General features: G+C 52.4%; 22 protein-coding genes. 9 read left to right on the top strand and 13 right to left on the bottom strand.

The genetic code is table 11. The annotated features are described in order from the left end of the window. Positions 1 to 137: 137 nt before the first annotated feature. The 8 genes from EDC56_RS09735 to trpC all read left to right on the top strand — a co-directional run bounded on the left by EDC56_RS09735 (position 138) and on the right by trpC (position 7,543). Positions 138 to 1,139, top strand: coding sequence for an aminoglycoside phosphotransferase family protein (locus EDC56_RS09735; protein WP_162844139.1), 1,002 nt, complete (start codon positions 138 to 140; stop codon positions 1,137 to 1,139). Then, the gene (murU, locus tag EDC56_RS09730; protein WP_123712325.1) at positions 1,136 to 1,804 is read left to right on the top strand and encodes an N-acetylmuramate alpha-1-phosphate uridylyltransferase MurU; all 669 of its coding nucleotides are present in this window, start codon (positions 1,136 to 1,138) and stop codon (positions 1,802 to 1,804) included. Before EDC56_RS09735 ends, murU begins: the two co-directional genes overlap by 4 nt. Before the next feature lie 134 nt (positions 1,805 to 1,938). Further along, positions 1,939 to 2,607 carry a ribulose-phosphate 3-epimerase gene (gene rpe / locus EDC56_RS09725; protein ID WP_123712324.1) on the top strand — a complete coding sequence of 223 codons (669 nt, stop codon included), beginning with the start codon at positions 1,939 to 1,941 and terminating at the stop codon, positions 2,605 to 2,607. Between the two features lie 2 nt (positions 2,608 to 2,609). Then, on the top strand, positions 2,610 to 3,287 hold the full coding sequence (locus EDC56_RS09720; RefSeq protein ID WP_211333636.1) for a phosphoglycolate phosphatase: 678 nt from the start codon (positions 2,610 to 2,612) through the stop codon (positions 3,285 to 3,287). A gap of 230 nt (positions 3,288 to 3,517) precedes the next feature. Continuing rightward, the gene (trpE, locus tag EDC56_RS09715) at positions 3,518 to 4,999 is read left to right on the top strand and encodes an anthranilate synthase component I (protein ID WP_123712322.1); all 1,482 of its coding nucleotides are present in this window, start codon (positions 3,518 to 3,520) and stop codon (positions 4,997 to 4,999) included. A 23-nt stretch (positions 5,000 to 5,022) separates the two neighbouring features. Further along, positions 5,023 to 5,616, top strand: a complete 594-nt coding sequence (locus tag EDC56_RS09710; protein WP_123712321.1) for an aminodeoxychorismate/anthranilate synthase component II — start codon at positions 5,023 to 5,025, stop codon at positions 5,614 to 5,616. A gap of 71 nt (positions 5,617 to 5,687) precedes the next feature. After that, positions 5,688 to 6,725 carry an anthranilate phosphoribosyltransferase gene (gene trpD / locus EDC56_RS09705; RefSeq protein WP_123712320.1) on the top strand — a complete coding sequence of 346 codons (1,038 nt, stop codon included), beginning with the start codon at positions 5,688 to 5,690 and terminating at the stop codon, positions 6,723 to 6,725. Positions 6,726 to 6,748: 23 nt separating this feature from the next. Beyond that, positions 6,749 to 7,543, top strand: coding sequence for an indole-3-glycerol phosphate synthase TrpC (gene trpC, locus EDC56_RS09700; RefSeq protein WP_123712319.1), 795 nt, complete (start codon positions 6,749 to 6,751; stop codon positions 7,541 to 7,543). A 76-nt stretch (positions 7,544 to 7,619) separates the two neighbouring features. Here the strand turns inward: trpC and crp are convergent, their stop codons facing one another. Beyond that, entirely contained in the window at positions 7,620 to 8,249 is a 630-nt protein-coding gene (gene crp, locus EDC56_RS09695; RefSeq protein WP_425452460.1) for a cAMP-activated global transcriptional regulator CRP, read from the bottom strand. Between the two features lie 390 nt (positions 8,250 to 8,639). Here crp and EDC56_RS09690 point away from each other — a divergent pair, with 390 nt between their 5' ends. After that, on the top strand, positions 8,640 to 9,059 hold the full coding sequence (locus EDC56_RS09690; RefSeq protein ID WP_123712318.1) for an OsmC family protein: 420 nt from the start codon (positions 8,640 to 8,642) through the stop codon (positions 9,057 to 9,059). Between the two features lie 53 nt (positions 9,060 to 9,112). On the opposite strand, the gene coq7 is transcribed toward EDC56_RS09690, so the two are convergent. The 12 genes from coq7 to EDC56_RS09630 all read right to left on the bottom strand — a co-directional run bounded on the left by coq7 (position 9,113) and on the right by EDC56_RS09630 (position 23,963). Continuing rightward, a complete protein-coding gene (gene coq7 / locus EDC56_RS09685; protein ID WP_123712317.1) occupies positions 9,113 to 9,754 on the bottom strand; it encodes a 2-polyprenyl-3-methyl-6-methoxy-1,4-benzoquinone monooxygenase in 642 nt (213 codons plus the stop codon). Positions 9,755 to 9,794: 40 nt separating this feature from the next. Further along, the gene (locus tag EDC56_RS09680) at positions 9,795 to 12,575 is read right to left on the bottom strand and encodes a response regulator (protein WP_123712316.1); all 2,781 of its coding nucleotides are present in this window, start codon (positions 12,573 to 12,575) and stop codon (positions 9,795 to 9,797) included. 80 nt (positions 12,576 to 12,655) lie between these two features. After that, on the bottom strand, positions 12,656 to 13,951 hold the full coding sequence (gene purD / locus EDC56_RS09675) for a phosphoribosylamine--glycine ligase (protein ID WP_123712315.1): 1,296 nt from the start codon (positions 13,949 to 13,951) through the stop codon (positions 12,656 to 12,658). A gap of 121 nt (positions 13,952 to 14,072) precedes the next feature. After that, positions 14,073 to 15,641: a bifunctional phosphoribosylaminoimidazolecarboxamide formyltransferase/IMP cyclohydrolase gene (purH, locus tag EDC56_RS09670; protein ID WP_123712314.1), complete on the bottom strand. Its 1,569-nt coding sequence runs from the start codon at positions 15,639 to 15,641 to the stop codon at positions 14,073 to 14,075. Between the two features lie 110 nt (positions 15,642 to 15,751). Continuing rightward, entirely contained in the window at positions 15,752 to 16,066 is a 315-nt protein-coding gene (gene fis, locus EDC56_RS09665; RefSeq protein WP_123712313.1) for a DNA-binding transcriptional regulator Fis, read from the bottom strand. Positions 16,067 to 16,076: 10 nt separating this feature from the next. Next, positions 16,077 to 17,048, bottom strand: a complete 972-nt coding sequence (gene dusB, locus EDC56_RS09660; protein WP_123712312.1) for a tRNA dihydrouridine synthase DusB — start codon at positions 17,046 to 17,048, stop codon at positions 16,077 to 16,079. Positions 17,049 to 17,242: 194 nt separating this feature from the next. Beyond that, positions 17,243 to 18,412, bottom strand: coding sequence for a DUF3426 domain-containing protein (locus EDC56_RS09655; RefSeq protein ID WP_162844181.1), 1,170 nt, complete (start codon positions 18,410 to 18,412; stop codon positions 17,243 to 17,245). Between the two features lie 117 nt (positions 18,413 to 18,529). Next, complete coding sequence (gene prmA, locus EDC56_RS09650) at positions 18,530 to 19,438, bottom strand: 50S ribosomal protein L11 methyltransferase (protein ID WP_123712310.1); 909 nt, start codon at positions 19,436 to 19,438, stop codon at positions 18,530 to 18,532. A 184-nt stretch (positions 19,439 to 19,622) separates the two neighbouring features. Next, on the bottom strand, positions 19,623 to 20,963 hold the full coding sequence (gene accC / locus EDC56_RS09645; protein WP_123712309.1) for an acetyl-CoA carboxylase biotin carboxylase subunit: 1,341 nt from the start codon (positions 20,961 to 20,963) through the stop codon (positions 19,623 to 19,625). Between the two features lie 27 nt (positions 20,964 to 20,990). Next, the gene (accB, locus tag EDC56_RS09640; RefSeq protein WP_123712308.1) at positions 20,991 to 21,446 is read right to left on the bottom strand and encodes an acetyl-CoA carboxylase biotin carboxyl carrier protein; all 456 of its coding nucleotides are present in this window, start codon (positions 21,444 to 21,446) and stop codon (positions 20,991 to 20,993) included. Positions 21,447 to 21,487: 41 nt separating this feature from the next. Then, positions 21,488 to 21,928 carry a type II 3-dehydroquinate dehydratase gene (gene aroQ, locus EDC56_RS09635; RefSeq protein ID WP_123712307.1) on the bottom strand — a complete coding sequence of 147 codons (441 nt, stop codon included), beginning with the start codon at positions 21,926 to 21,928 and terminating at the stop codon, positions 21,488 to 21,490. 271 nt (positions 21,929 to 22,199) lie between these two features. Next, positions 22,200 to 23,963 (bottom strand): protein-disulfide reductase DsbD family protein, encoded by a 1,764-nt coding sequence (locus tag EDC56_RS09630; RefSeq protein WP_123712306.1) that lies wholly within the window; start codon positions 23,961 to 23,963, stop codon positions 22,200 to 22,202. Between the last annotated feature and the right edge of the window lie 39 nt (positions 23,964 to 24,002).

Below are 24,002 nucleotides of genomic sequence, written 5' to 3'. Positions count from 1 at the left end.
TCACTGCTTTATGGTGTGACGCATATTGAAACACGAAACACGGCAGCGACACCTTCGGCAATTTGTAATCATCTAAATGGTCGATAATAAAGCATTATTGTCGTTGTTCCCACAAGCGAAATCGTCGGAGGCGCAATTTGTCTGTTGCCAAGCTATTAAATTGGACTCTAGCTCAGTTAAATATAGGAGCAAATGATGACTACTGCTGGGCGGCAGTCTCCGGCGATGCTAGCTTTCGTCATTATTATCGCTTAGAAAGTAATGGGCGCAGCTATATCGTAGTTTCTGCGCCTCCGGAGAAGGAGAAGAATCACGAATTTGTCGCCATCGCCGACGGTCTGCGAGCCTCGGGTGTTTTGACTCCCGAGATTATTGCCGTTGACTACCAGCAGGGCTTTATTCTACAGCAGGACTTGGGTGACCAACTGTTGTTACCCCTGCTCAATGAGGGCAATGTTGATGGCTGGTATGCGCAGGCGATGGATTCGATGCTGAGGCTGTCGCAGAGTGCGCTAAGTGACTTGCCAGTCTATGGAGTATCGTTATTAAGCAACGAGTTCGCCTTGTTTGCCGAGTGGTTCGTCAGTCGTGAGTTGGATTATACGCTGAGTGCAAAGGAGAGTGCCTTACTGGCGTCACTGAATGACATCCTGGTTGCCTCCGCCCAGCAGCAGCCTCAGGTCGTCGTGCATAGAGACTATCATGCGAGAAATATCATGATTGTTGGCAAGCAACTGGGTGTCATTGACTTTCAGGACGCGGTATTAGGTCCCGTTAGTTACGATTTGGTGTCGTTACTGAAGGATTGTTATGTGCGCTGGCCAAGGGAGCAGGTGGTCGCGTGGGTTGAGCAGTACCGCTTAAGTTATCAAGCTCTGACAGGCCAGAGTTTTGATACTGGGCAGTGGTTGCGTTGGTTTGACTTGATGGGCCTGCAGCGCCATATAAAAGTGCTAGGAATATTTTGCCGGCTGTGGCTGCGCGATGGCAAGGAAGCTTATCTAGTCGACCTGCCCCGCGTTATTGCCTATGTCGAAGAGGTAGCGGGCCTCTATCCGGAGCTTGAGAGTTTCTCGAAGTGGTTTAGCGAAACTATTCTGCCGCTGGCCGAGCAACAACCTTGGTTTCAGCGCTCATGAGGGCAATGATCTTAGCTGCGGGCTTTGGCAAACGGATGCAGCCATTGACCTTACATCGCCCCAAACCTTTGTTGCAGGTGGCGGGAAAGCCGCTTATTGAATATCACGTCGAGGCGTTGGCGGCAGCGGGCATCAGCGATATTGTGATTAACCTTGGCTGGCTTGGTGAGCAGATTCCACGGACTCTCGGTGACGGCGCGCGATGGGGCGTGAGGTTACATTACTCTGATGAGGGGACGCCGCTGGAAACAGCGGGCGGTATTCTAAAGGCATTGCCGTTATTGGGTGATCACCCCTTTATTGTTGTTAATGGGGATATCTGGACCGATTATTCACTGTCGGTGATCAGCCGACGCTCATTGGCGGAGGGTGAATTAGCGCACTTAGTTCTTGTCGATAACCCCGTGCAGCATCCGCTTGGTGACTTCCGACTCGCTGATGATGGAACGATCGGTAATGTAGGGGCTAGTCTGACGTTTTCTGGTATTAGCATACTCTCACCGGAGCTATTTTCAGGCTTGTCGTCAACGACAGGACCGCTGGGGCCGTTGTTGCGCAAAGCGATAGCCGAGGGGCGGGTGAGCGGTGAGCGACATGGGGGGCGCTGGTATGATATTGGCACGCCACAGCGCCTAGAAGAGTTGAATCGGTTGCTCGACGCTTAAGCTTAAGTAGAAAAGTTCTACAGGGTTATTTGTTAGGGGGTGGGTGAACTCTTCAGTGGAGAGGAGTAAACTGCGCTGAAAATTTCATCATTGCTCGGGCGCTGCCCATTACACTGTTCACATTTGAGGTTTACATGGCCGACTATAAAATAGCTCCTTCAATACTTTCAGCAGACTTTGCTCGCCTGGGTGAAGATGTTAGTAATGTGCTGGCGGCGGGAGCAGATATCGTACATTTTGATGTGATGGATAACCATTATGTGCCGAACCTGACTTTTGGTCCGATGATGTGTAAGGCGTTGCGTGACTACGGCGTTATGGCCCCTATCGATGTGCATTTGATGGTCAGCCCTGTCGATAGCTTGATTACTGAGTTTGCCAAGGCGGGGGCGACCTACATCACCTTTCACCCGGGGGCCAGTGAGCACCTCGATCGCTCATTACAACTGATTAAAGAACTGGGCTGCAAGGCTGGCTTGGTGCTGAACCCTGCGGAGTCGCTAGAGCCCTTGCAATATGTGATGGATAAACTGGACATGATTTTGTTGATGTCGGTTAATCCAGGGTTTGGCGGGCAGAAGTTTATTCCTAGCGTACTGCCGAAGATTGCCGAGGTACGCCAGCTTATCGATGCTAGTGGTTTCGATATTCGCCTGGAAATTGATGGCGGTGTTAGTGCCGATAATATTCGTGAAATTGCCGAGCTCGGTGTAGACACTTTTGTTGCGGGCTCGGCCATCTTTAATAAGCCAGATTATAAACAGGCTATTGACGCACTGCGCAGCGAGCTGGCAAAAGTATGATAATGCAGACATTACCGAAGGCAGTATTATTTGATTTAGACGGCACGCTAGTTGACAGCGTGCCCGATTTGGCGATGGCCGTTGACGCCATGTTGCAGCAGCTAGGCTTTGCCGCGGCGGGGGAGGATAAGGTGCGTTTATGGGTTGGCAAGGGCGCCTATGTTCTTGTCCATCGTGCCCTAGCGGACGCGCGCGATGCAGAGGAATATGAGGTTGTTGAGGGTGAGGTCAAGGCGGCGCTAGCGCTTTTCGAGACAGCCTATAGTCGCTACCTAAACGCTGCGAGTGTGCTCTATCCCGGAGTGGCGGAGTTTCTTCCTTGGTTGCAGGCTCGCAAGGTGCCGCTGGCTATCGTGACGAACAAGCCGATCGCCTTTGTGCCTGCGTTGTTGAAGAGTTTCAAGATTGAGCAGTATTTCTCCGTAGTGCTCGGCGGTGATAGTGTTGCCAATGGCAAGCCGCACCCTCAAATGCTACTAGAAGCCTGTCGTCAGCTGGGTGTGGCAGCGACGGACAGTTTAATGATTGGTGACTCCTGCAATGACATCAAAGCGGCGCGAGCGGCCATGATGCCGGTGGTCGGTTTAACCTATGGTTATAACCACGGTAGACCGATCGCGCAGGATAACCCCGATAGAGTGGCGGATAACCTGCTTGAGCTGGTGGCGGACTGGTCTTGAAGTCTTTCTGCTGAGGCCCCCGGGCTTGTATTGGTAACAAGAGCGTGGGTACAATAGCCGCAACATAAATGATTAGAATTGAAGGTGACTAGGGTGGTGTTTTCCACAGGTGGGCTAAACGTGGCTCAATCGATGCGAGATATAACTTGTTGGCGATGGTAATGCTCAAGGCTTGTGTACAGCACAGGCAATAGAACATTGCGATTAATATCTTGCTAATAGGAACACCCATGACACCAGAAAAATTTGCTGAGCTCGCCGCTCAGTCCTATAACCGTATCCCAGTGGTACGTGAAGTTTTAGCCGACATGGATACGCCAGTATCCGCCTACCTAAAGCTGGCTAACGGCACCTATTCTTACCTCTTCGAGTCTGTTCAAGGCGGTGAGAAGTGGGGGCGTTACTCTATTATTGGCCTTCCTTGTCGAACGTTATTGCGGGTGACCGACCAGCTGGTTGAGGTCGTCACAGATGGTGAGGTCGTTGAGTCACAGACTTGTATCGACCCACTCGAATTTATTGAGCAATTTCAGCAGCGCTATAGGGTACCTACTCTCGAAGGCTTGCCGATGTTTAATGGCGGTTTAGTGGGTTATTTCGGCTACGATGCGGTGCGCTATATTGAACCGAAGCTGCGTGACAGCTGCCCTGACGACCAGATTGGCACGCCGGATATCCTATTGATGGTGTCGGAAGATGTGCTTATCTTCGATAATCTCTCTGGTATCTTACACCTGATTACTCACGCCAACCCCGAGGAGTCAGATGCTTATCAGCGTGCATTAGAGCGTCTTGATGAACTGGAAAATAGACTGCCACAGCCGGGGCCAAAACTCGATAAGCTGGCGGTCAATGACTGTGCCGGCGGGAATTTGAGTGAAGCCGATTTCTCCTCTGTTTTTGGTCAGCAAGCGTTCGAGCAGGCGGTTGAAAGTATTAAGGAGTATATACACGCTGGTGACGTGATGCAGGTGGTGCCATCACAGCGCCTGCGTGCGCCGTTTACGGCGCAACCGATTAACCTTTATCGTGCTCTGCGTCGGCTAAACCCCTCGCCCTATATGTTTTTCTTAAATATGGGCGATTTTCATATAGTGGGTTCGTCGCCGGAAATTTTAGCGCGACTTGAGAATGGTGAGGTGGTGGTGCGCCCGCTTGCTGGTACGCGCAGGCGCGGTCACAATGAAGAGGAAGATCTTGCCTTAGAGAAGGACTTACTTGCCGACCCGAAAGAGATTGCCGAGCATCTGATGTTGATTGACCTGGGGCGTAACGATGCAGGTCGGGTCTCGCAGACTGGTAGTGTCAACGTGGGAGAGCAGATGGTGGTAGAGCGCTATTCCCATGTCATGCATATCGTCTCTAATGTGACAGGTCAGTTAAAAGAAGGGCTGACAGCGATGGATGTACTGAGGGCGACACTGCCCGCGGGAACGTTGAGTGGCGCGCCAAAGATTCGTGCGATGGAAATCATCGACGAGTTTGAGCTGGTGAAGCGCGGTGTTTACGGCGGAGCCGTAGGCTACCTGTCTTGGAACGGTAACATGGATACCGCGATTGCGATTCGTACAGCGGTGATTAAGGATAACATTCTCAATGTCCAGGCGGGGGCGGGCATCGTTGCCGACTCTGTGCCGGCGCTGGAGTGGAAGGAAACCATGGATAAAGCACGTGCAGTGATGCGCGCAGCCATTATGGCCCAACCACAATAACCCCACCGCCAGAGGATAAAGCCATGCTATTAATGATCGACAACTACGATTCCTTTACCTACAACATCGTGCAATATTTCTCCGAACTTGGTGCCGAGGTCGTGGTCTACCGCAATGATGAAATTAGCGTAGAGCAGATACGTGCGTTAGCGCCCGAGCAAATAGTGATCTCCCCGGGTCCCTGTACGCCGAACGAGGCCGGGGTTTCGATGCAAGTGATCGAAGCTTTTGCCGGAGAGCTGCCTATTCTGGGGATTTGCCTGGGGCACCAGAGTATTGGTCAAGTATTTGGTGGCGATGTGATTCGCGCCGGTCGTGTTATGCACGGCAAACTATCACCAGTAAAACATAATAATCAAGGCGTTTTTACTGGTTTGAGCAACCCTTTTAATGCCACCCGTTATCACTCGTTGGTGATTGATCAGCAGACGCTGCCTGAGTGTCTGGAGGTGACGGCTTGGACAGAATACGACGATGGTCGTGTCGAGGAAATCATGGGGGTTCGGCACCGAGAGCTACAGATTGAGGGGGTGCAGTTCCACCCCGAGTCGATACTGACCGAGCAGGGGCATGATTTGCTGGCAAACTTTCTGCGCTATAAGGGCGGCCGACGCTAGTTGCGGCTGAGCGTGTTTTATTATGATGCCGAAGCGGTGTCGATAACCGAGATAGACTTTTAGGAGGCAGTATGGATTTACAGCAAGCCATTGCCAGGTTGATGGAGCGAGAGGACTTAAGCACGGCAGAAATGACCGATGTGATGCGTCTAGTAATGACTGGGGCGGCTACTGACGCTCAGATAGGTGGGCTGCTAGTGGCCTTGCGTATGAAAGGCGAAACGGTTGATGAGCTGGTCGGTGCTGCCTCCGTGATGCGGGAGCTGTCCTCTAAGGTGGAACTCAGCGGTGATAATCTTGTTGATATCGTCGGCACAGGTGGTGATGCATCGAGCTTGTTTAATGTCTCTACTGCGTCGAGTTTTGTTGCCGCGGCGGCCGGCGCTAGAGTGGCGAAGCACGGCAATCGATCGGTAACTTCACGCTCAGGCAGTGCGGATTTGCTCGAGTCGGCAGGTGTTCGTCTCGACTTGAATATTGAGCAGGTTGCGCAGTCTGTACAGGCCGTCGGTATCGGCTTCATGTTTGCGGTTAATCACCATAGCGCCATGAAGCATGCTATTGCAGCGCGCCGTGAGTTGAAGGCGCGAACAATTTTTAATCTGCTCGGCCCACTGACTAACCCGGCAGCGGTGAGTAACTTATCGCTGGGTGTTTTCTCCAAGGCGTGGGTTCGCCCTTATGCAGAGGCGATGCAGGCGCTGGGTGCTGAGCATGTGCTGGTTGCGCACTCAGAAGATGGCTTGGACGAGATCAGCATCGGCGCTAAGACTTATATTGCAGAGCTGAAAGACGGTGTTATTAGTGAGTATTGTGTTACGCCAGAAGACTTTGGGCTACAGCGAGGTAGTTTAACAGATCTCGTCGTCAGTGGGCCGGAAGAGAGTCTGGCAATGATCCGCTCTGCTTTCAAACAGCAGAATACCACGGCGACAGATATGGTGGCGCTTAATGCCGGTGCGGCTATTTACTGTGCCAATATAGCGGATAGTTTAGCGGAGGGTGTGCTGATGGCTCAGGATGCCATCGGTAGTGGCGCTGCAAGCTGCAAACTCGACGAATTGGTCACGTTTACACAGGCGCTAAAGGTGGCTGAGGCCCAACATTGAGTGGCCGAGAGCCCGAGGATATTATGAGTACACCGACAATTTTAAAAACTATCGTTCAGCGAAAACATGAAGAGGTCGCAGAGCGTAAGGTTGTGCGCAGTTATCGCGAGCTGGAGGAAGTGGCTGTAGAGGTGTCGCAGCCGCGAGGTTTTATTGCCTCCATGGAGGCACGACTGGCTGCTGGTGAGGCCGCCGTAATCGCTGAAATCAAGAAGGCCTCGCCCTCAAAGGGGGTTATTCGTGAAGACTTCTACCCGGAAATGATTGCCAAGAGCTACCAGAAAGGGGGGGCGGCCTGCTTGTCGGTATTGACTGATACAGACTTCTTTCAGGGCAGCAATGAGTATTTACAGATAGCGCGTAATGCCTGTGATCTGCCCGTTATTCGCAAGGACTTTATTGTCGATGAGTACCAAGTCGTGGAGGCGAGGGCGATCGGCGCTGACTGTATTTTATTGATTGCCGCTTGTCTGTCTGATGGGCAGATGAGGCGCTTGGCTGACTTGGCTACAGAGCTGGGTATGGATGTACTGATCGAAGTGCATAACCTAGAAGAGTTACGGCGCACGCTACCGTTGAATACGCGTCTAATCGGTATCAATAATCGTAACCTGCATACCTTCGAATGCAGTCTCGACAATACTTACAATCTATTAGATGAGATTCCTGACGATCGTATTATCGTGACGGAGAGCGGTATTCATAGTATCGACGATGTGATGGCGATGCGGGGGCATGATGTTAACGCCTTCCTCGTTGGAGAGTCGTTCATGCGCGCAGACGACCCGGGTGAGCAGTTGATGCGCTTATTCTTTTAGTCTTAGCTATTGTGAATTAGGATAAAAAAAGCCGCCATAACAACGTTGTGGCGGCTTTTTTGTCTTAAGTGGTCGCCTATCGGGTACCGAAGACCACCATTGTCTTGCCTTTCACATGGACAAGGCCTTGCTCTTCCAGTGTTTTTAACACCCTGCCGACCATCTCGCGAGAACAGCCGACAATGCGGCCGATCTCTTGGCGAGTGATCTTGATTTGCATGCCGTCCGGATGAGTGAGGGCGTCGGGTTGCTTGCTCAGGTCAAGTAGGGCGCGGGCAACGCGACCTGTAACGTCAAGGAAGGCGAGGTCGCCAACTTTGCGTGTGGTATAGCGTAAGCGCTCGGCCATCTGGCTGCTGAGTGCGAAGAGGATGTCCGGGTAGCGATCACGAAGTTCGTTGAACTTGGCGTAGCTGATTTCCGCTACTTCACATTCTGTCTTGGCGCGCACCCAAGCGCTGCGCGAGTCTTGGTCGAACAGTCCCATCTCACCAAAGAAGTCTCCCTTGTTAAGGTAGGCGACAATGATTTCGCGGCCATCGCTGTTGTCCTCGATCGCCACGGTGACCGAGCCGCTGATGATGAAGTAGAGTGAGTCACTATTATCACCGGCATATATAATCGTGCTACGAACAGGGTAGCGGCGTTTATGGCAGTGTTGTAGAAAGTCATCGAGATGTTGTAGATCGGGTTGTAAAGCTAGCATAACCAAAAACATCAACCTTAAAAAAATAGGTTACAAAATAGAGGACATAGTGTCTCTTAGCACCGTTCTTATTGTTATTTAGCACACTAAGTAGGGTTGCTTGCCTCCCCCGTATTGTCTCCAATATACACCACTCTTCCAGTAAAAACAGGTGTGATGGGCGTTATGTGGGTGACGTTTTGTTGAAGTGTGACCCCCTTCATCTTTTGCCTGTTCACTTCATCACTGCGATGGTTGCTGTGATTGGGTTGATCTTTTGGCGCGATTGCTTGTGATTCCTGCTGCGGATTTTCGTATACTAATCCCCAGCTAATGATGGCCGTGTCAATGGCAGGCTTAGTAAGCTGTTAATAGGCATAGAATAATACAGTCTCGATAAGAGTATAAATAATGAAAGCAATGGTGAAGTGGGTCGATGGGGCGATGTTTGTCGGAGAGTCCGGCAGTGGTCATAGCGTAGTAATGGACGGCCCGGAAGATCATGGTGGTCGTAATATGAGCTTTCGCCCAATGGAGATGTTGTTGTTGGGGGTGGGGGGGTGTTCTAATTACGATGTGATCAGTATTCTGAAGAAGTCACGCCAGCAGGTGACTGACTGTAAAGTGGAGATCAAAGCCGAGAGGGCCGACGCAGTCCCTGCTGTGTTTACGAAGATGCATCTACACTTTATCGTCACAGGCAGGGCGTTAAAGGAGAGTCAGGTGAAGCGCGCGGTACAGCTATCGGCAGAAAAATATTGTTCGGCGTCGATCATGCTTGAGGCTGCGGGTGTCGAGATTAGTCACGACTATGAAATGCATGAGGCTTAGCGCCGCTGGGCTCAGATGCGGCAGACCGTGCTGAAGCTCGATAAGTCAGTGCGTTAAATTCTGTATGTGGTTGCTGTCATGACTTTGGCGGTAAGGCTCATGAGCTTTTTTACTGGTTGCGGGAAATCGATACCACCGGCCTCGAGTGCACTGGTAGCATGCTCCCCCTCATCGATGAGCATTTGTTCGAGGATGGCGCGGCTCTTATGATCATCGTCATCGAGCTGCTTGAGGTGGTCTGAGAGATGCTTGCAGACTTGCTGCTCTGTCGCAGCAACAAAACCAAGGCTGTACTTGTCTCCCGCGATGCCAGCGAGTGCGCCGATGGTGAATGATAGACCGTAGAAGGCCGGGTTGAGCAGACTGGGGCGGCTGCCGAGTTGACGTACGCGTTGTTCGCACCAGGCGAGGTGGTCTATCTCTTCTTCGGCAGCTTGATTCATTGATTCTCGTACCTCGACAAGCTTTGCTGTCGCGGCCTGGCCTTGGTAGAGCGCTTGGGCGCAGACCTCGCCAGTATGGTTGATGCGCATTAGGCCAGCAGTATGTTGACGGCTCGTTTCGGAGATACCTTCGCTGGCTGTATCGGCAGGGTTATGACGGAAAGCCTTGGCTGCGCCAGGAGTGATAGTGCGCAACGCAGTATCCGCCCCCATGCAGAGTCTGTCGAGTAATGAAAAGTGACGCTGGCTCATACTGATACCTGTTAGTTGGGCGAGGTGAGGGGCTATTATATCAGTCATTGACTAATAGTGGTGCCCAGTGTTTGAGCGTGAGTTGGAGCTGATGTATGTCCACCGGCTTAGCAAGGTGGTCGTTCATACCTGCATCCAAGCTATCTTGTTTATAGTGGCTCTGTACGTGGGCGGTGAGTGCGATAATGGGGATTTCCGGCAACGCGTTTTTGTGCTCCCATTGACGAATGCGTCGCGTCGCAGCGATACCATCCATAACGGGCATTTCACAATCCATAAAAATTAGGTGATAGTGCCCGTTAGTTATGCTGTCGACCGCCTCTTGGCCGTTGCTAACGATTTGGCAGTTGACCTGTAGCTTTTTCAACATGCCCAACATGACTTTGGCAGAAACAATATTGTCTTCGGCGACTAATACATTGATTTTTTCACTATCAAAATGATTCTGCTGCAACGTTGCTCGCTGGATGTCTGCGCGTATGGCATTTTGCTTCCTTATCAACTCAGCGAGGAGTAGCTTTAGTTGCAGTGGGTCGAAGGGCTTTTCGATACGACGGCTGATACCTGCTTCCCGGTAGCGGCTTACCTCGATCGTTATCAGCGGCGAGGTCAGTAAGAGGGAGATGTGATCGAGCTGATTTAGCTGAGGGTCGTCTTTGATGCGTTCGGCGAGCTGTAGGCCGTTCAGTGAAGGCAGGTCGTAGTCGATTAGGATAAGGTTGTAGTGGTCTTGAATATTGGCTTTGTTACGTAGTTTAGCCAAGGCTTCACTAGCATTACTGGCCCAGTCACTTTGCACATTCCAGCTACGCAGTAGGTCCGTCATGATAGCTCGGCTATTTTCGTTGTCGTCGACGAGTAGGGCTTTGATACCATAAAGACTGTTGGTGGCCTCGCTGGTATCGATTTCATAAGCCTTTGCAGGAAGCTGTAGTGATAGATGGAAGATGCAGCCGCTACCAATTTGACTCTGCACACTTAGCTTACCGCCCATGAGTTCGGCTAGTCGATGAATTGTTGCTAGCGGAGCGTCATACTGTGAGGGGCTGGTGTGCTGAAAGAGTCGCCTTTGTTGGTTGTAGCTGAGTCCGCGGCCATTGTCCTTGATGGTGATAGCAATATTGGCGTTATCGTCGTCAACAAAAGCGGTCTTGCAGCTGACGACTACCTCGCCATTCTCAGTGTTGTTGATGGCGTTGCTGATTAGGATGAGTAAAATTTGCCGTACTCTATGCCTATCGCCTTGGCAGCGTAGAGCGAAAGCTTGTTGGGTGTTGGCGATCAGCTCAATACGCTTCTGTTCAGCAGTTTGTTGGTAACCTTCACAGCATTGCTCGATGAGTTGGTTGAGCTCGAAAATGTCGTCATTGAGATAGATCTCGCCGTTATTGATACGACTGTCGTCGATGACCTCGTCAAGGTTGTTGAGTAGAGCTTGAACATTGTTTTGTAATTGAGCGAGTAGGCTATCCTGTTGTTCGTTGAGTGTTGATTTGCGTAATAGCCCTGCCATGGCCATCATATCGCTCAAGGGGGTGCCTATCTGCGTGTTGATATCACCCAGTAACATATTGTGCTGTTGCTTTTGGTTGTAGAGCACGGCGCGGTTTATTTCGTGGGCGGTGTCGCGGCGTAGACGATGAAAGGATTGGGTGAGCAAGGTGGTATTGATCAGGCAAATCTCAGTTAGTGCAATCGACGCAATGATCAGGCCGCCAGCAAAATAAGCGTCACTATTTAATGAGTTGTTGAATGCGTAGATGATGATAGCGCAGATATTGAGTAGGCGGGTGATGGCAAAAAATAAGGCGTAGCGGTTCTGTTGTTGAATATAGCTGGTTAGGCAGACAAGGATAATGCTAAGGGAGGTAATAATTGCAAGCAGATAACCAAGGCTTATGGTGGCGGTGTGGCCGAAGAGGAGTAAGCTAAGGAAGGCGGTAATATTCGCTGTCTGTAGGCCTCTGATCAGCGTGTGAGCATTGTACCCCCATCTTCTCGGTAGGCGGCAGATGAACAGTGTCATCTCTAGGGTGAGTATGAATGCAACGTAAGCGAAGAAGATAAAGCTATTATAGTAGCCGTCGTTGTTTTGGCCGTAGAGGTAATAACCAAACCCCCACTGTGAGCTGAGCAGACCTATTAGACTAAAAATATAGCCAGTGTGTAAAAGGTAGATTGGGCTGCGACGTAGTAGGGCGAATATGAGGTTGGCGATGAGCAGTACGATAAAAATGCCGAGTGTGGCTCCGGTTAGCCAGCTTCGATATGAAAGGTGGTGATACAGTGCGTTGCCATCGTGTAGCAGCAGATGAATATCGCTGGGTTGATCTGATTGTAGGCGTATAAGAAAGTCGTTTTGGCTGTGTTCGTCGAGGTAAATATTTTCCAGTAGCGGCGGGATGGTAATGGCTCGTTGGTGAAAAGGGGTGGCGACACCACCATGGCCAATAAGGACCGGTTGATTGTTATCGAGACGATAAAGTGAATAGTAGCTAACGGTGTCGGGAAGTAACTGCAGAACGACGTGGTGGTTGCTGCCGGGATTGTGGACACTAAAGCGTAGCCAAAGCGTTTCGTCTGGTGAGGATAAGCGTAATGTAGAGCCATTGAACGGCGTGAATTGCTGCTGAATCTCCGGGGACAGTAATTCGTTTACGGCTAACGGGGTGCCCGTCTCGAAGAAGAGGTCGATATAGCTTTTTAGGTCGACTTTTTGTTGCTTGCTGCTCAACTCGACATGTGGCGAGGCAATCGTTTGGCTGAGGAAGAAAATTGTGCTGATGATAAGAGTGGCGATGATCGTTGGAAGCCGGTTCAAGCTGCATTCTCCCTGAATCCAGCAGTTAACGGGCTGACAGGGCCGCCGTCGATGGCGGCCTTGCTTAAAGTTGCTGGTTGTTATTTTTTAGAGGCTGATTCGCGTTTAATAGCACGATAACCGATATCGGTGCGGTAGTATACGCCCGGCCAGTCAATTTGCTTGACGAGACGGTAAGCCTGTTGCTGTGCAGTAGTGACATCTTGGCCGAGGGCTGTGGCGCAGAGTACACGACCGCCTGAGGTGGTCACCTTGTCGTCGATCAGCTTGGTGCCAGCATGAAAGACTTTGCCAATGCTCTCATCGATTGTATCGAGACCGCTGATGATGTCGCCTTTGTCGTAGGCGGCGGGATAGCCGCCTGCGGCGAGAACAACGCCGACAGCGGGGCGAGGATCCCATTGCGCTGTGGTTTGGTCGAGTTTCTTGTCGAGGGCGGCGTTGCACAGTGCGACGAGATCGGACTGCAGGCGCATCATGATGGGCTGGGTCTCGGGGTCGCCAAAGCGGCAGTTATATTCGATTACCTTTGGTGTGCCGTCGGCGTCGATCATCAAGCCGGCATAGAGGAAGCCGGTATAGTCGTTGCCTTCGCTAGCCATGCCGCGAACGGTTGGGTAGATGACTTCATCCATAATGCGTTGATGGATAACATCAGTGACCACAGGGGCTGGTGAGTATGCGCCCATGCCGCCAGTGTTGGGACCGGTGTCACCTTCACCAACGCGTTTGTGGTCTTGGCTGGTAGCCATTGCGAGAACGTTTTCACCGTCAACGATGACGATGAAACTCGCCTCTTCGCCGGCGAGAAACTCTTCGATGACGACGCGGCAGCCTGCATCGCCGAAGGCGTTGCCGGAAAGCATGTCGCGGACCGCTTCTTCGGCTTGCTCTAAGGTCTCGGCGACGATGACGCCTTTGCCGGCAGCAAGACCGTCAGCCTTGACTACAATCGGGGCACCCATCTGGCGCAGATAGGCGATGGCAGGCTCGACTTCGGTAAAGTTCTGATAGGCACCGGTAGGGATGTTATGGCGCTGTAGAAAGTCTTTGGTAAAGGCTTTAGAGCCTTCGAGTTGAGCGGCGCCTTGGCTAGGACCAAAGCAGCGTAACTGGCGGCTTGCAAAATAGTCGACGACACCTTCGACGAGGGGGGCCTCGGGGCCGACAATGGTGAGCGCGCAATGGTTGCTCTCGGCGAAATCAGCGAGGGCGGTAAAGTCCATCACGTCGATATCAACATTTTTTAGCTTAGCTTCTGCCAGGCTGCCGGCGTTGCCGGGGGCTAGAAAGACGGTGTCGACGTCTTGTGATTGAGCGGCCTTCCAGGCGAGGGCGTGCTCGCGTCCACCACCACCGATTATTAGTACATTCATGGTTATAACTCCGTGTCATTGCCTAGGTGCGGTCGCGCTACGAGGCTGGCCGCACCCTGCCCATAGCGCCAGCGGTGTTTCGCTAGACGCTATGGTGGCTAGATCATTCAGTGTGGGCGATTTAGTGGCGGAAGTGGCGCATACCGGTGAAGACCATGGCCATGCCAGCTTCGTCGGCTGCGGCAATGACTTCTTCGTCACGCATAGAGCCGCCGGGTTGAATCACGCAACTGATGCCCGACTGTGCGGCATTGTCGATGCCATCACGGAAGGGGAAAAAGGCGTCGGATGCCATGACTGAACCAGCTACTTCGAAACCAGCGTGTTCGGCTTTGATGCCAGCGATGCGCGCGGAGTTGATACGGCTCATCTGGCCTGCACCGACACCGACAGTCTGGCAATTCTTGGCGAAGACGATAGCGTTAGACTTAACGAACTTGGCCACCTTCCAAGCAAATAACAGGTCGCGGATCTCTTCTTCTGAAGGTTGGCGTTGACTGACGACTTTTAAGTCGGCACCGATTACCATGCCTTGATCGCGGTCTTGCACTAATAGTCCGCCGTTGACGCGCTTATAGTCGAAGGAGTGAGTTGCCTCTTCCCATTGACCGCACTCGAGTAGGCGCACATTCTTTTTAGCGGTGACAATCTCAATGGCCTCGGCAGAGACGCTAGGGGCGATAATGACCTCGACGAACTGGCGCTCGACGATGGCCTGTGCCGTGGCGGCATCAAGGGGGCGGTTGAAGGCTATGATACCACCGAAGGCGGACTCGGTATCGGTGGCGAAAGCGAGGTTATAGGCATCTAGAATGTTGTCGGCAACGGCAACACCACACGGATTGGCGTGTTTGACGATGACACAGGCGGGCGCATCAAAGCTCTTAACGCACTCAAGGGCTGCATCGGTATCGGCGATGTTGTTGTAGGATAGGGCCTTACCTTGCAGCTGCTTCGCCGTGGCGATACAGGCTTGTTGCGGAGAGGCTTCGACATAAAAGGCCGAGTTCTGGTGTGGGTTCTCACCGTAGCGCATGTCCTGCGCTTTGATGAATTGGCTGTTGAAGGTACGCGGGAAGTTCTCGTTACCACCGGGTACTTTCTTGCCGAAGTAATTGGCGATGGCGCCATCGTATGCGGCGGTGTGCTCATAGGCTTTGATAGCGAGATCGAAACGGGTCTCTAGGCTGGTAGCGCCGTCGTTAGTTTTCATCTCGGCGATAATGGCGGTGTAGTCACCGGCGTTGACGACGATGTTGACGTGCGCATGGTTCTTGGCCGCGGCGCGTACCATGGTTGGGCCACCGATATCGATGTTTTCTATGGCGTCTTCGAGCGAGCAGTCAGGGTTGGCGACGGTGGCGGAGAAGGGGTATAGGTTCACTACGACCATGTCGATCGCGTCGATACCGTGTTCGCTCATTATTTGCTCATCGGTGCCGCGACGGCCGAGGATGCCACCGTGCACTTTCGGGTGCAATGTCTTGACGCGGCCATCCATCATTTCGGGGAAGCCGGTGTACTCTGAGACTTCGACAACATTGATATTGTTTTCTTTGAGGAGCTTATAAGTGCCGCCAGTCGAGAGGATCTCGACGCCTTGGGCGCTGAGTTCAGTGGCAAATTCGACGATTCCGCTCTTGTCGGAAACGCTGATTAATGCGCGTTTAACGGGATGTAGGTTGCTCATGGCTAATCTCTTATGCAGGAGTTTGTTATGTGGAACAGTGGGGCGAGTAGGTGTGCTACTTTCTATAATTAGTTACAAAAGAGGCGAGCCTAGGCTCGCCTCTCTATCTGTTAAAGCAGGTCGTACTGCTTGAGTTTTTTGCGCAGGGTGCCGCGATTTAGGCCGAGGATGACGGAGGCCTTAGTCTGATTATTACGGGTGTACTTCATCACCCGCTCAAGCAGTGGTGCCTCTACTTCGGCTAATACCATGTCGTAGACTTGAGTTACTGGCTGCCCATCGAGGTGAGCGAAGTAGTTGTTGAGCGCCGTCTCGACACTGTCGCGTAGAGTCTGTGCAGAGGCAACGGGGGCCTGTGTAAAGTTGTTCTTCAGTTCGTTACCAGGGCTCTCTGGTGTGAGAGTTGGAGAATCTGTTTGGGTCATGCTGTTGCTCCTAGCTTAGTTCGACGTCAAAAATATGTGCCAGTAGCCTCTGCTGCTCGTTGGCACTCTCAAGCTGATTAAATTGTTGCTTGAGTTGACGGTTAATCTGGTGTTGCTGTAAGTACCAGCCCACGTGTTTGCGGGCTATGCGTACCCCCATGTATTCGCCGTAAAAGGCATAGAGCTGCTGGATATGGCCGCTCATAATATTAAAAATCTCATCCTTAGTAGGATCGGCCAACTTTATCCCTTGGCTAAGGTATTGATTAATTTGTTCAAACAGCCAAGGCTTGCCTTGTGCTGCTCGCCCGATCATGACAGCGTCGGCGCCGGTATAAGCCAGCACTTGTGCGGCCTTCTCCGGGCTATCGATGTCACCGTTGGCGAAGACGGGGATGTCGACGCTGGCGGCGATGGCGGCGATAGTGTCGTACTCTGCTTCGCCCTTGTAGGCGTCACTCCTCGTACGACCGTGTACCGCCAGCGCGCTGATGCCACAATCCTCTGCGATACGGGCGATGGTTGCCCCGTTGCGATGCTCAGGAGACCAGCCGGTACGTATCTTTAGTGTGACAGGCACGGGCCCTGCCGCCTCAACGGATGCAAGCAAAATCTCTTGCACTAACCCTTGATCTTTTAATAGCGCTGAGCCAGCCGCTTTTTTACACACTTTCTTTGCCGGACAGCCCATGTTGATGTCGATAATCTGAGCACCTAGAGCGATATTCTGGCGTGTAGCGTCGGCCATCATGGCGGCGTCTCCGCCAGCAATCTGCACGCTTCGTGGTGCGATTTCTCCACTGTGATCTAAGCGCAGCTTAGACTTTCGGGTGTTCCATAATCGCGTATCACTAGTGACCATCTCCGATACAACAAGCGCGGCACCGTGCTGTTTACAGAGCTGCCGAAATGGGCGATCAGTGACTCCAGCCATCGGCGCAAGCACCGCCTTCCCGTCAATTTTGTATGTGCCGATATACATCAACAACTACCTTTACTCGTCGATTAAGGACATATACAGCATTAACAAAGCGTCGCAGAGCGACTCTGTTAGTGTTAGGGAGGTCAAGGCTGTTTAGGAGGGCGCTATGATACCGTTTCCGACAGGGAGGTAAAAGACTCTAAGGGGGAAAAGTTGGTGTTTTTTTGTACGTTTTTTTCCGTTTAGGGGCTTGCTTATTTCTTTTCTGTCGGTTCGAAGCTGACTCGGTAATTGGTTGCGTCATCACTGGGGCTGATGATCTTGAGCGCAATGTGAATTTGTCGCTGTGGTGGCATGGTGCGACTACCGTCGAGCTCACCGCGTAAGTATTGACCCGGTGACAGCGCTCTACTACTGACAAGGGTGTTGTTCATGTCGCTGAAAGTTATGCGGATATTGGGGTAGGGCTGAGCAAATGTAGCATTATTAATAATGATCATGTCCAGGTTTAATAGCTTCGGGTTGTCGGCACTGGGGCGAACCACGAGGTTGTGGCTCGCTATTTTATTCGTGTCTTGTAGGCGAGGTAGCTCGCAGCCGATGAAGGAGCAGGCTTGCTGGTACCAGGGGCGCAGCTTGGGATTGTGGGCGAGCTCTGTCATATTGAACCAGGCGTACTGAAAGAGCAGTACAACGAGTGCGAGGATGCTGAGTCCACCCCAGATAGCCTGAGGGAACCGTGACTCCCGACTGTGATGTAGCTCTAATGGTTCGCTCTCAATAGCATTGACTAATGCTTGGCGCTCGCTGATCGGGGCGCTGGCGCTGAGCAGGCTATTGTCACAAGTTGCTTCCTTTCCCTCTTCTTTTCCCCCTTCTGGCGCTGGTGCGATATTGCTGCTGTTGCTCGTTTGAGCGGTAGCGGGTGGGGGGGTGCTGGGAGGGGCGACGTGATTCTCTGCACGCAACTCCTCTGCACTACTCTGCTCGATTTCCTCGAGTAGGGCCTTCGCCCAAGCCTCGTCTTCATCGCCTTCGTCCTCATTGTCGCTGTTGCTTTCGAAGACGTCGATATCGTTAAAGCTGTGGCTCTCGCCGATGCCCTTTAGATTGATGAAGCTATCGCTAAACTGGCTCGGCTTATCCTCGGCGGCGTCTTCGTCATCATCGAATGCGAACTCGTGACTAAGGTGGTCGGGAATAACCGTGTCGTCACCAATTTTGAAATCAAATAGTGGGTCGTCTTTATCACTGTCGTTGCTTAATAGAGGGGCGTTACCTTCCTCGTCCAGCCAGTGAGTGTCAGCTTGAAATATATGCAGGCACGAGCCGCAGCGCACACTGCCAGCGGCGAGCGTGAGTTGTTGACCGGTCACTCGAAAGGCGGTTTGGCAGTTGGGGCACTGAGTGACCTTCGTGTCCATAGTGAGGCTAGTATCCTGATCCATATAATTCGTACGTAGAGTGATAAAATAAGGTCGAAGCCTTCATTATCACGTTAAGCTTCGTTGACTTCCAGTGCTTCGTGTTTGCTTTGTGCGCTACTTGGGCAATGTGTCCGCTGGTTTTCTGGCATCGACACGGATCCACTCCTCCTGGTTGACGATCTTGAGTACCTCGCAACGCTTGCTATAGCACTCGCGAATGCTGTCTGCCTGTACGTCGAGTACACCGGAGAGAACGATGTCGGCACCAGGTTTGGCTAGCTCGATGAGGGTGTCCGAGAGCTCAACGAGAGGGCCAGCAAGGATATTGGCGAGCACGAGGTCAGCCTTTAGGTCGGGGTGGTGCTCGGCCATTTGTGTGGGGTAATAGAGTTCGAAGCGCTCGTCTTCGATGTTATTACGGCGGGCATTATCGCGGCTAGCAAGCAGGGCTTGAGGGTCGATATCGACGCCGATGACTTTACTAGCTCCGAGTAATAATGCGGCAATAGCGAGGATGCCGGAGCCGCAACCGTAATCGACGACCACCTTGTCCTTCAGCTCGGCGGCGTCAAGCCACTCTAAACACTGGGCTGTGGTTGGGTGGGTGCCTGTACCGAAGGCGAGGCCGGGATCGAGTAGAATATTGACGGCTGTAGGCTCGGGGGGCTCAATCCAGCTCGGGCAAATCCACAGGCGGTCACCAAAGCACATTGGTTGATAGCTTTTAATCCACTCGCGTTCCCAGTCTTTGTCTTCGAGAATTTCACTGCGATGTGGTGGTAGTGGTTGCTGATAGCAGGCTTCGATCATACGCAGCGCCATCTGTAGATCAACTTCTGCATCGAATAGTGCTGTTACTCGTGTCTGTGACCACAGTGGGGTTTCACCGAGGGCGGGTTCGAATAGCGGTTGGTCGGCGTTGTCTTGCAGGGTAACGGCGACACTGCCAGCCTCTAGTAAGGCATCTTCGAGGCCTGAGGCGTGTTCTGGGTCGGTGTCGAAGTTGATCTGAATCCAAGGCATGGAGATATCCGCTAGCAGAGAGAGTGGGTGCGATTCTATAGCGCCGGGTGTAAAAGGCAAATGAATCCGTATCGAATCTAGCGAGGATGATGTTGTTACTGACAGAGAATAAGCTTGGAGAAGAAAAGGGAGGTGTTACTCCCCAGCGCAGGGCTGGGGAGTAAACACTGGTGCGTTCTAGCGGTTACTGCAGTCCAAGCTTCTTTTCTAGGTAGTGAATATTGACACCACCACGACGGAAACCTGGGTCGTTAATGAGCTCTTTGTGCAGAGCAGCATTGCAGCGAATACCTTCTATGACCATCTCGTCGAGCGCATTATTCATCCGGTTTAGCGCCTCTTCACGAGTGCTACCGTAAGTGATGAGCTTGGCAATGAGTGAGTCGTAGTGTGGTGGCACGCTATAGCCGCTGTACAGGTGGGAGTCGACACGGATGCCGTTACCGCCTGGGGCGTGATAGTGTGTGACCATACCTGGGCTTGGCATGAAGGTCTTGGAATCTTCGGCGTTGATGCGACACTCGATGGAGTGGCCGTTGATTTTAATATCTTCCTGCTTCAAGGTCAGTTTCTCGCCACTGGCGATGCGAAGCTGCCATTTGACGATGTCGACACCGGTGATCATCTCGGTTACAGGATGCTCTACCTGCACGCGGGTGTTCATTTCGATGAAGTAGAAGCGGCCATCCTCGTAGAGAAACTCAAAGGTGCCGGCGCCACGGTAGCCGATCTCGACGCAAGCTTTTACGCAGTCCATCGCCACTTTCTCGCGAATATCGTCGGGAATGCCCGGTGCCGGTGCCTCTTCGATAACCTTTTGGTGGCGGCGCTGTAGTGAGCAGTCGCGATCGAAGAGGTGAACGGCATTGCCCTGGCCATCGGCCAGCACTTGGATTTCGACGTGGCGGGGGTTACCGAGAAATTTTTCTAGATAAACCGTGTCATCACCAAAGGCAATGCGCGCCTCGGACTTAGTGAGCTGGATTGAGCTCAGTAGGTCGTTTTCTTCGTTGACGACGCGCATACCGCGGCCGCCACCACCTGCTGCCGCCTTGATGATGACGGGGAAGCCAATCTCACGAGCGATGCGTAGCGAGCGGTCAGATTCCTCGGTCAGGGGGCCGTTGGAACCCGGTACGGTGGGGACGCCAGCCTTGATCATCGAGCGGATCGCAGCAACCTTATCGCCCATGATGCGGATGGTGTCCGCCGTGGGGCCGATGAAGGTGAAACCGCTGTTTTCAACCTGGTCGGCGAACTCCGCGTTTTCGGCTAAGAAGCCATAACCAGGGTGGATGCCGTCGGCGCCAGTGACTTCTGCGGCACTGATGATACGTGGGCCGTTGAGGTAGCTTTCCGTCGACTGAGCGGGTCCGATGCAAACGGCTTCGTCGGCTAGACGAACGTGCTTCAGATCGCGGTCGGCGGTAGAGTGTACAGCGACAGTTTTAATGCCCAACTCTTTACAGGCGCGGAGTATGCGCAGTGCAATCTCGCCGCGGTTGGCAATAACAACTTTTTCCATGGTGGAGATCCTCGTTGTATCTACCGATTAACCAATGGTGATGAGTGGCTGATCGAATTCGACAGGTTGAGAGTCTTCGGCAAGAATCGCTTGAACGGTGCCGGACTTGTCGGCCTCGATCTGGTTCATCATCTTCATTGCCTCGACGATGCAGATGACATCGCCTTCTTTAACTTGTTGGCCAACTTCAACAAACGCCGACGCACCTGGGGCAGGAGAGCGATAGAAGGTGCCTACCATCGGAGAGTTAACGCTATGGCCTGCCGGTGCCGCAGGGGCAGAAGGAGCAACAGGAGCGGCTGCTGCGGGTGCAACGGCGGCAGCAACAGGTGCGGGAGCGACGGGCGCGCTATAGACAGGAGCGGCAGGGGCAGAACCACGGCGACTGATGCGAACCGACTCTTCACCCTCTTTTATCTCAAGCTCGTCAATATTTGACTCTTCTAGCAACTCAATGAGTTTTTTTACTTTTCTGATATCCATGAAAGATTACCTATGGTTATTGGCGATGAATGTACCGCAGTTTAGTGTTGCTCGAGACGTCTGATGACGGCCTGGAGCGCAAGATCGTAGCCATCCACACCTAAGCCACAGATGACGCCAGTGGCGATGTCGGCAAGGTAGGAGTGTTGGCGGAAAGGTTCACGTGCGTGCACGTTTGAGAGATGTATCTCGATAAAAGGGATGGCGGTGCCGGCCAGCGCATCGCGAATGGCAATGCTGGTGTGGGTAAAGGCAGCGGGGTTGATAATAATGAAGTCAACTTCATCTCTGGCGGCGTGAATTCGCTCGATGATCAGGTGTTCTGCGTTGCTCTGTAGGGTGTCGAGCTGGTGGCCTGCCGCATTAGCTTGCTTAGCGAGTCGTTGCTCGATATCGGCGAGGGTGGTGCTGCCGTAAATTTCCGGTTCACGTGTGCCCAATAGGTTTAGGTTGGGGCCGTTCAGTAAGAGAATTTTTGCCATCGCGAACCTCTTGGGCAAGACGAGCAGTTTCTGGCTCGTCAAGTTTGGAGTTAGATCAAAAAAGCAGATTAAAATACTTAATTAAGTCGCTATCTTCTAAGAATTCGCGAAATAAGCCTCGCAATTCTGCGTTTTTGACATGATGCAGCGATTTTGCCCCATTTTTTAGGGTTTTTGCAACTAAAAAATAGTTATTCTGAAGGTTTATCGAAAATAGCGACAAAGTCTCGAGGTTTTCATCGAAGTTAGACGCTATTTTTTTGCCCTATGTTTACGGTGAACCCTTTATGGCGTTGGACATGATGCTGTTGGTGAGGATCTGCGGCAAGACGATGGGGCTTTGGCTACCGGCAGGATAATATAAATATAGAGGGACGCCGCTGCGGCCATGCTTGCCTAGGGCCGCGGTGATTTCAGGGTTATAGGAGGTCCAGTCCGCTTTCAAGCGCTTGATATTGTTTTGCTCAAACAGCTGTTGCGTCGCGACACTGTGGAGAGTGGTCTTTTCATTGGCGAGGCAGGTGATACACCAATCTGCGGTGAAATTGACAAAGACAGCCTCATCCCGCTGTAGTAGGTCTGTTAATAGTGCGTCGCTATAGGGCTGGTAGCCATCCTCTTGATAAATACTAGTGGTGCTGTTGGGTTTTAGGCTATGACTGCTTAAGAAACTAATAGCAGTGGCAATGGCAATGACACCGAGTACTTTGGCAAGTCTGCCGCCACGCCAGAGCCAGAGTGCGAAGGCGATGAGAATACCGCCACCGAGAATGATCATGGCTGCGTCGATACCAACCTGCCGCCCGACGACCCAGAGCAACCAGAGGGCGGTGCCGTAGAGCGGGAAGGCGAGAAACTCCTTGAAGCGAACCATCCAATTCCCAGGTTTGGGTAGCAGGTTGTGTAGAGCAGGGATGTAACCGATTAGTAAGAAAGGTAGTGCCATGCCTAAACCGAGTGCGGCGAAGACAAGAAAGGTCACGGCAGAAGGTTGGCCGAGCGCATAGCCGGTAGCCGCTCCCATGAAGGGAGCCGTGCAAGGGCTGGCGACGACGGTCGCTAGTACGCCGGTGAAAAAGGCACTGTGGTTAGTGTTACCCTGAGTGAGGGATTGGCCGGCCCCCATTAAGGAGGAACCGAGTTCGGTATAGCCCGACATAGCGAGGCCAAGGAGTAAGAATAAGTAGGCGAGAATGGCAACGAACCAGGGGGACTGTAGCTGGAAGCCCCAGCCGATGGCTTCACCCGCGGCGCGAAGTGCGACCAGTAAGGCGGCGATACCGACAAAACTACAGACCACGCCCAGGGTATAGTACCAACTTTGTACGCGAGTCTTGTGAATGTTTTGGTTGTTGATCGACAGTGCTTTTAGAGACAGTACGGGTAATACGCAGGGCATGAGGTTGAGGATCAGGCCGCCGGCGAGGGCGAAGAATAAGATCACGATGAGAGACGAGGCACCGGGTTGCTGGCTGTCGAGCTGGGGAGGTAGAACTAGGCCGTTGTTAGGTAACGCGCTCTTGCTTGAAGGCGCGGCGGCACTCACCGTGTTGTTATTGCTGTCGATATCGTAGTGCACGGTCTTCGGTGGATAACAGAGCCCCGCATCGGCACAGCCTTGATAGGTCACGCTTAGCTTGTGTGCGCCGGGAGCCATATTGTCGAGCAAGATGTCATGGTTTTGGTAATACACTTGGACATCGCCAAAGAACTCGTCGTGTTTGTTCAAGCCCTCATTCATCATCGTCTCTGTGGTGACGTCTCGGCCATCTAAGAGAACCTTAAAGGCATGCCTATAAAGGTAGTAGTGATCAACCATCTGCCATTCGAGGCGCAGCGATTCAGGGGCGGTGATAACGGGGCTGAGTTGGTAGGCCTGATCGACGGTGAGAAACTCGGCAGTCGTGTTGTTGCTAAAGCCACTCGCTGTACTGTTGGAAAAAGTATTGCCGCTGGTAAAGGGATCGCTACTGGCATAGGCCGTATCGAAGGAGATAAGACAGAGTAATAAGAGGGAGAGTCGAGCCAAATGCATTATAACGGATCCTGTATTTAATTGCGGCCGGTAGAAATA

Origin of the sequence: Sinobacterium caligoides, assembly GCF_003752585.1 — a bacterium.
GTDB classification, from domain to species: Bacteria; Pseudomonadota; Gammaproteobacteria; order Pseudomonadales; family Sinobacteriaceae; genus Sinobacterium; species Sinobacterium caligoides.
The sequence above is the reverse complement of the archived record's forward strand: the minus strand, read 5'-3'. Positions and strand labels throughout refer to the sequence as shown.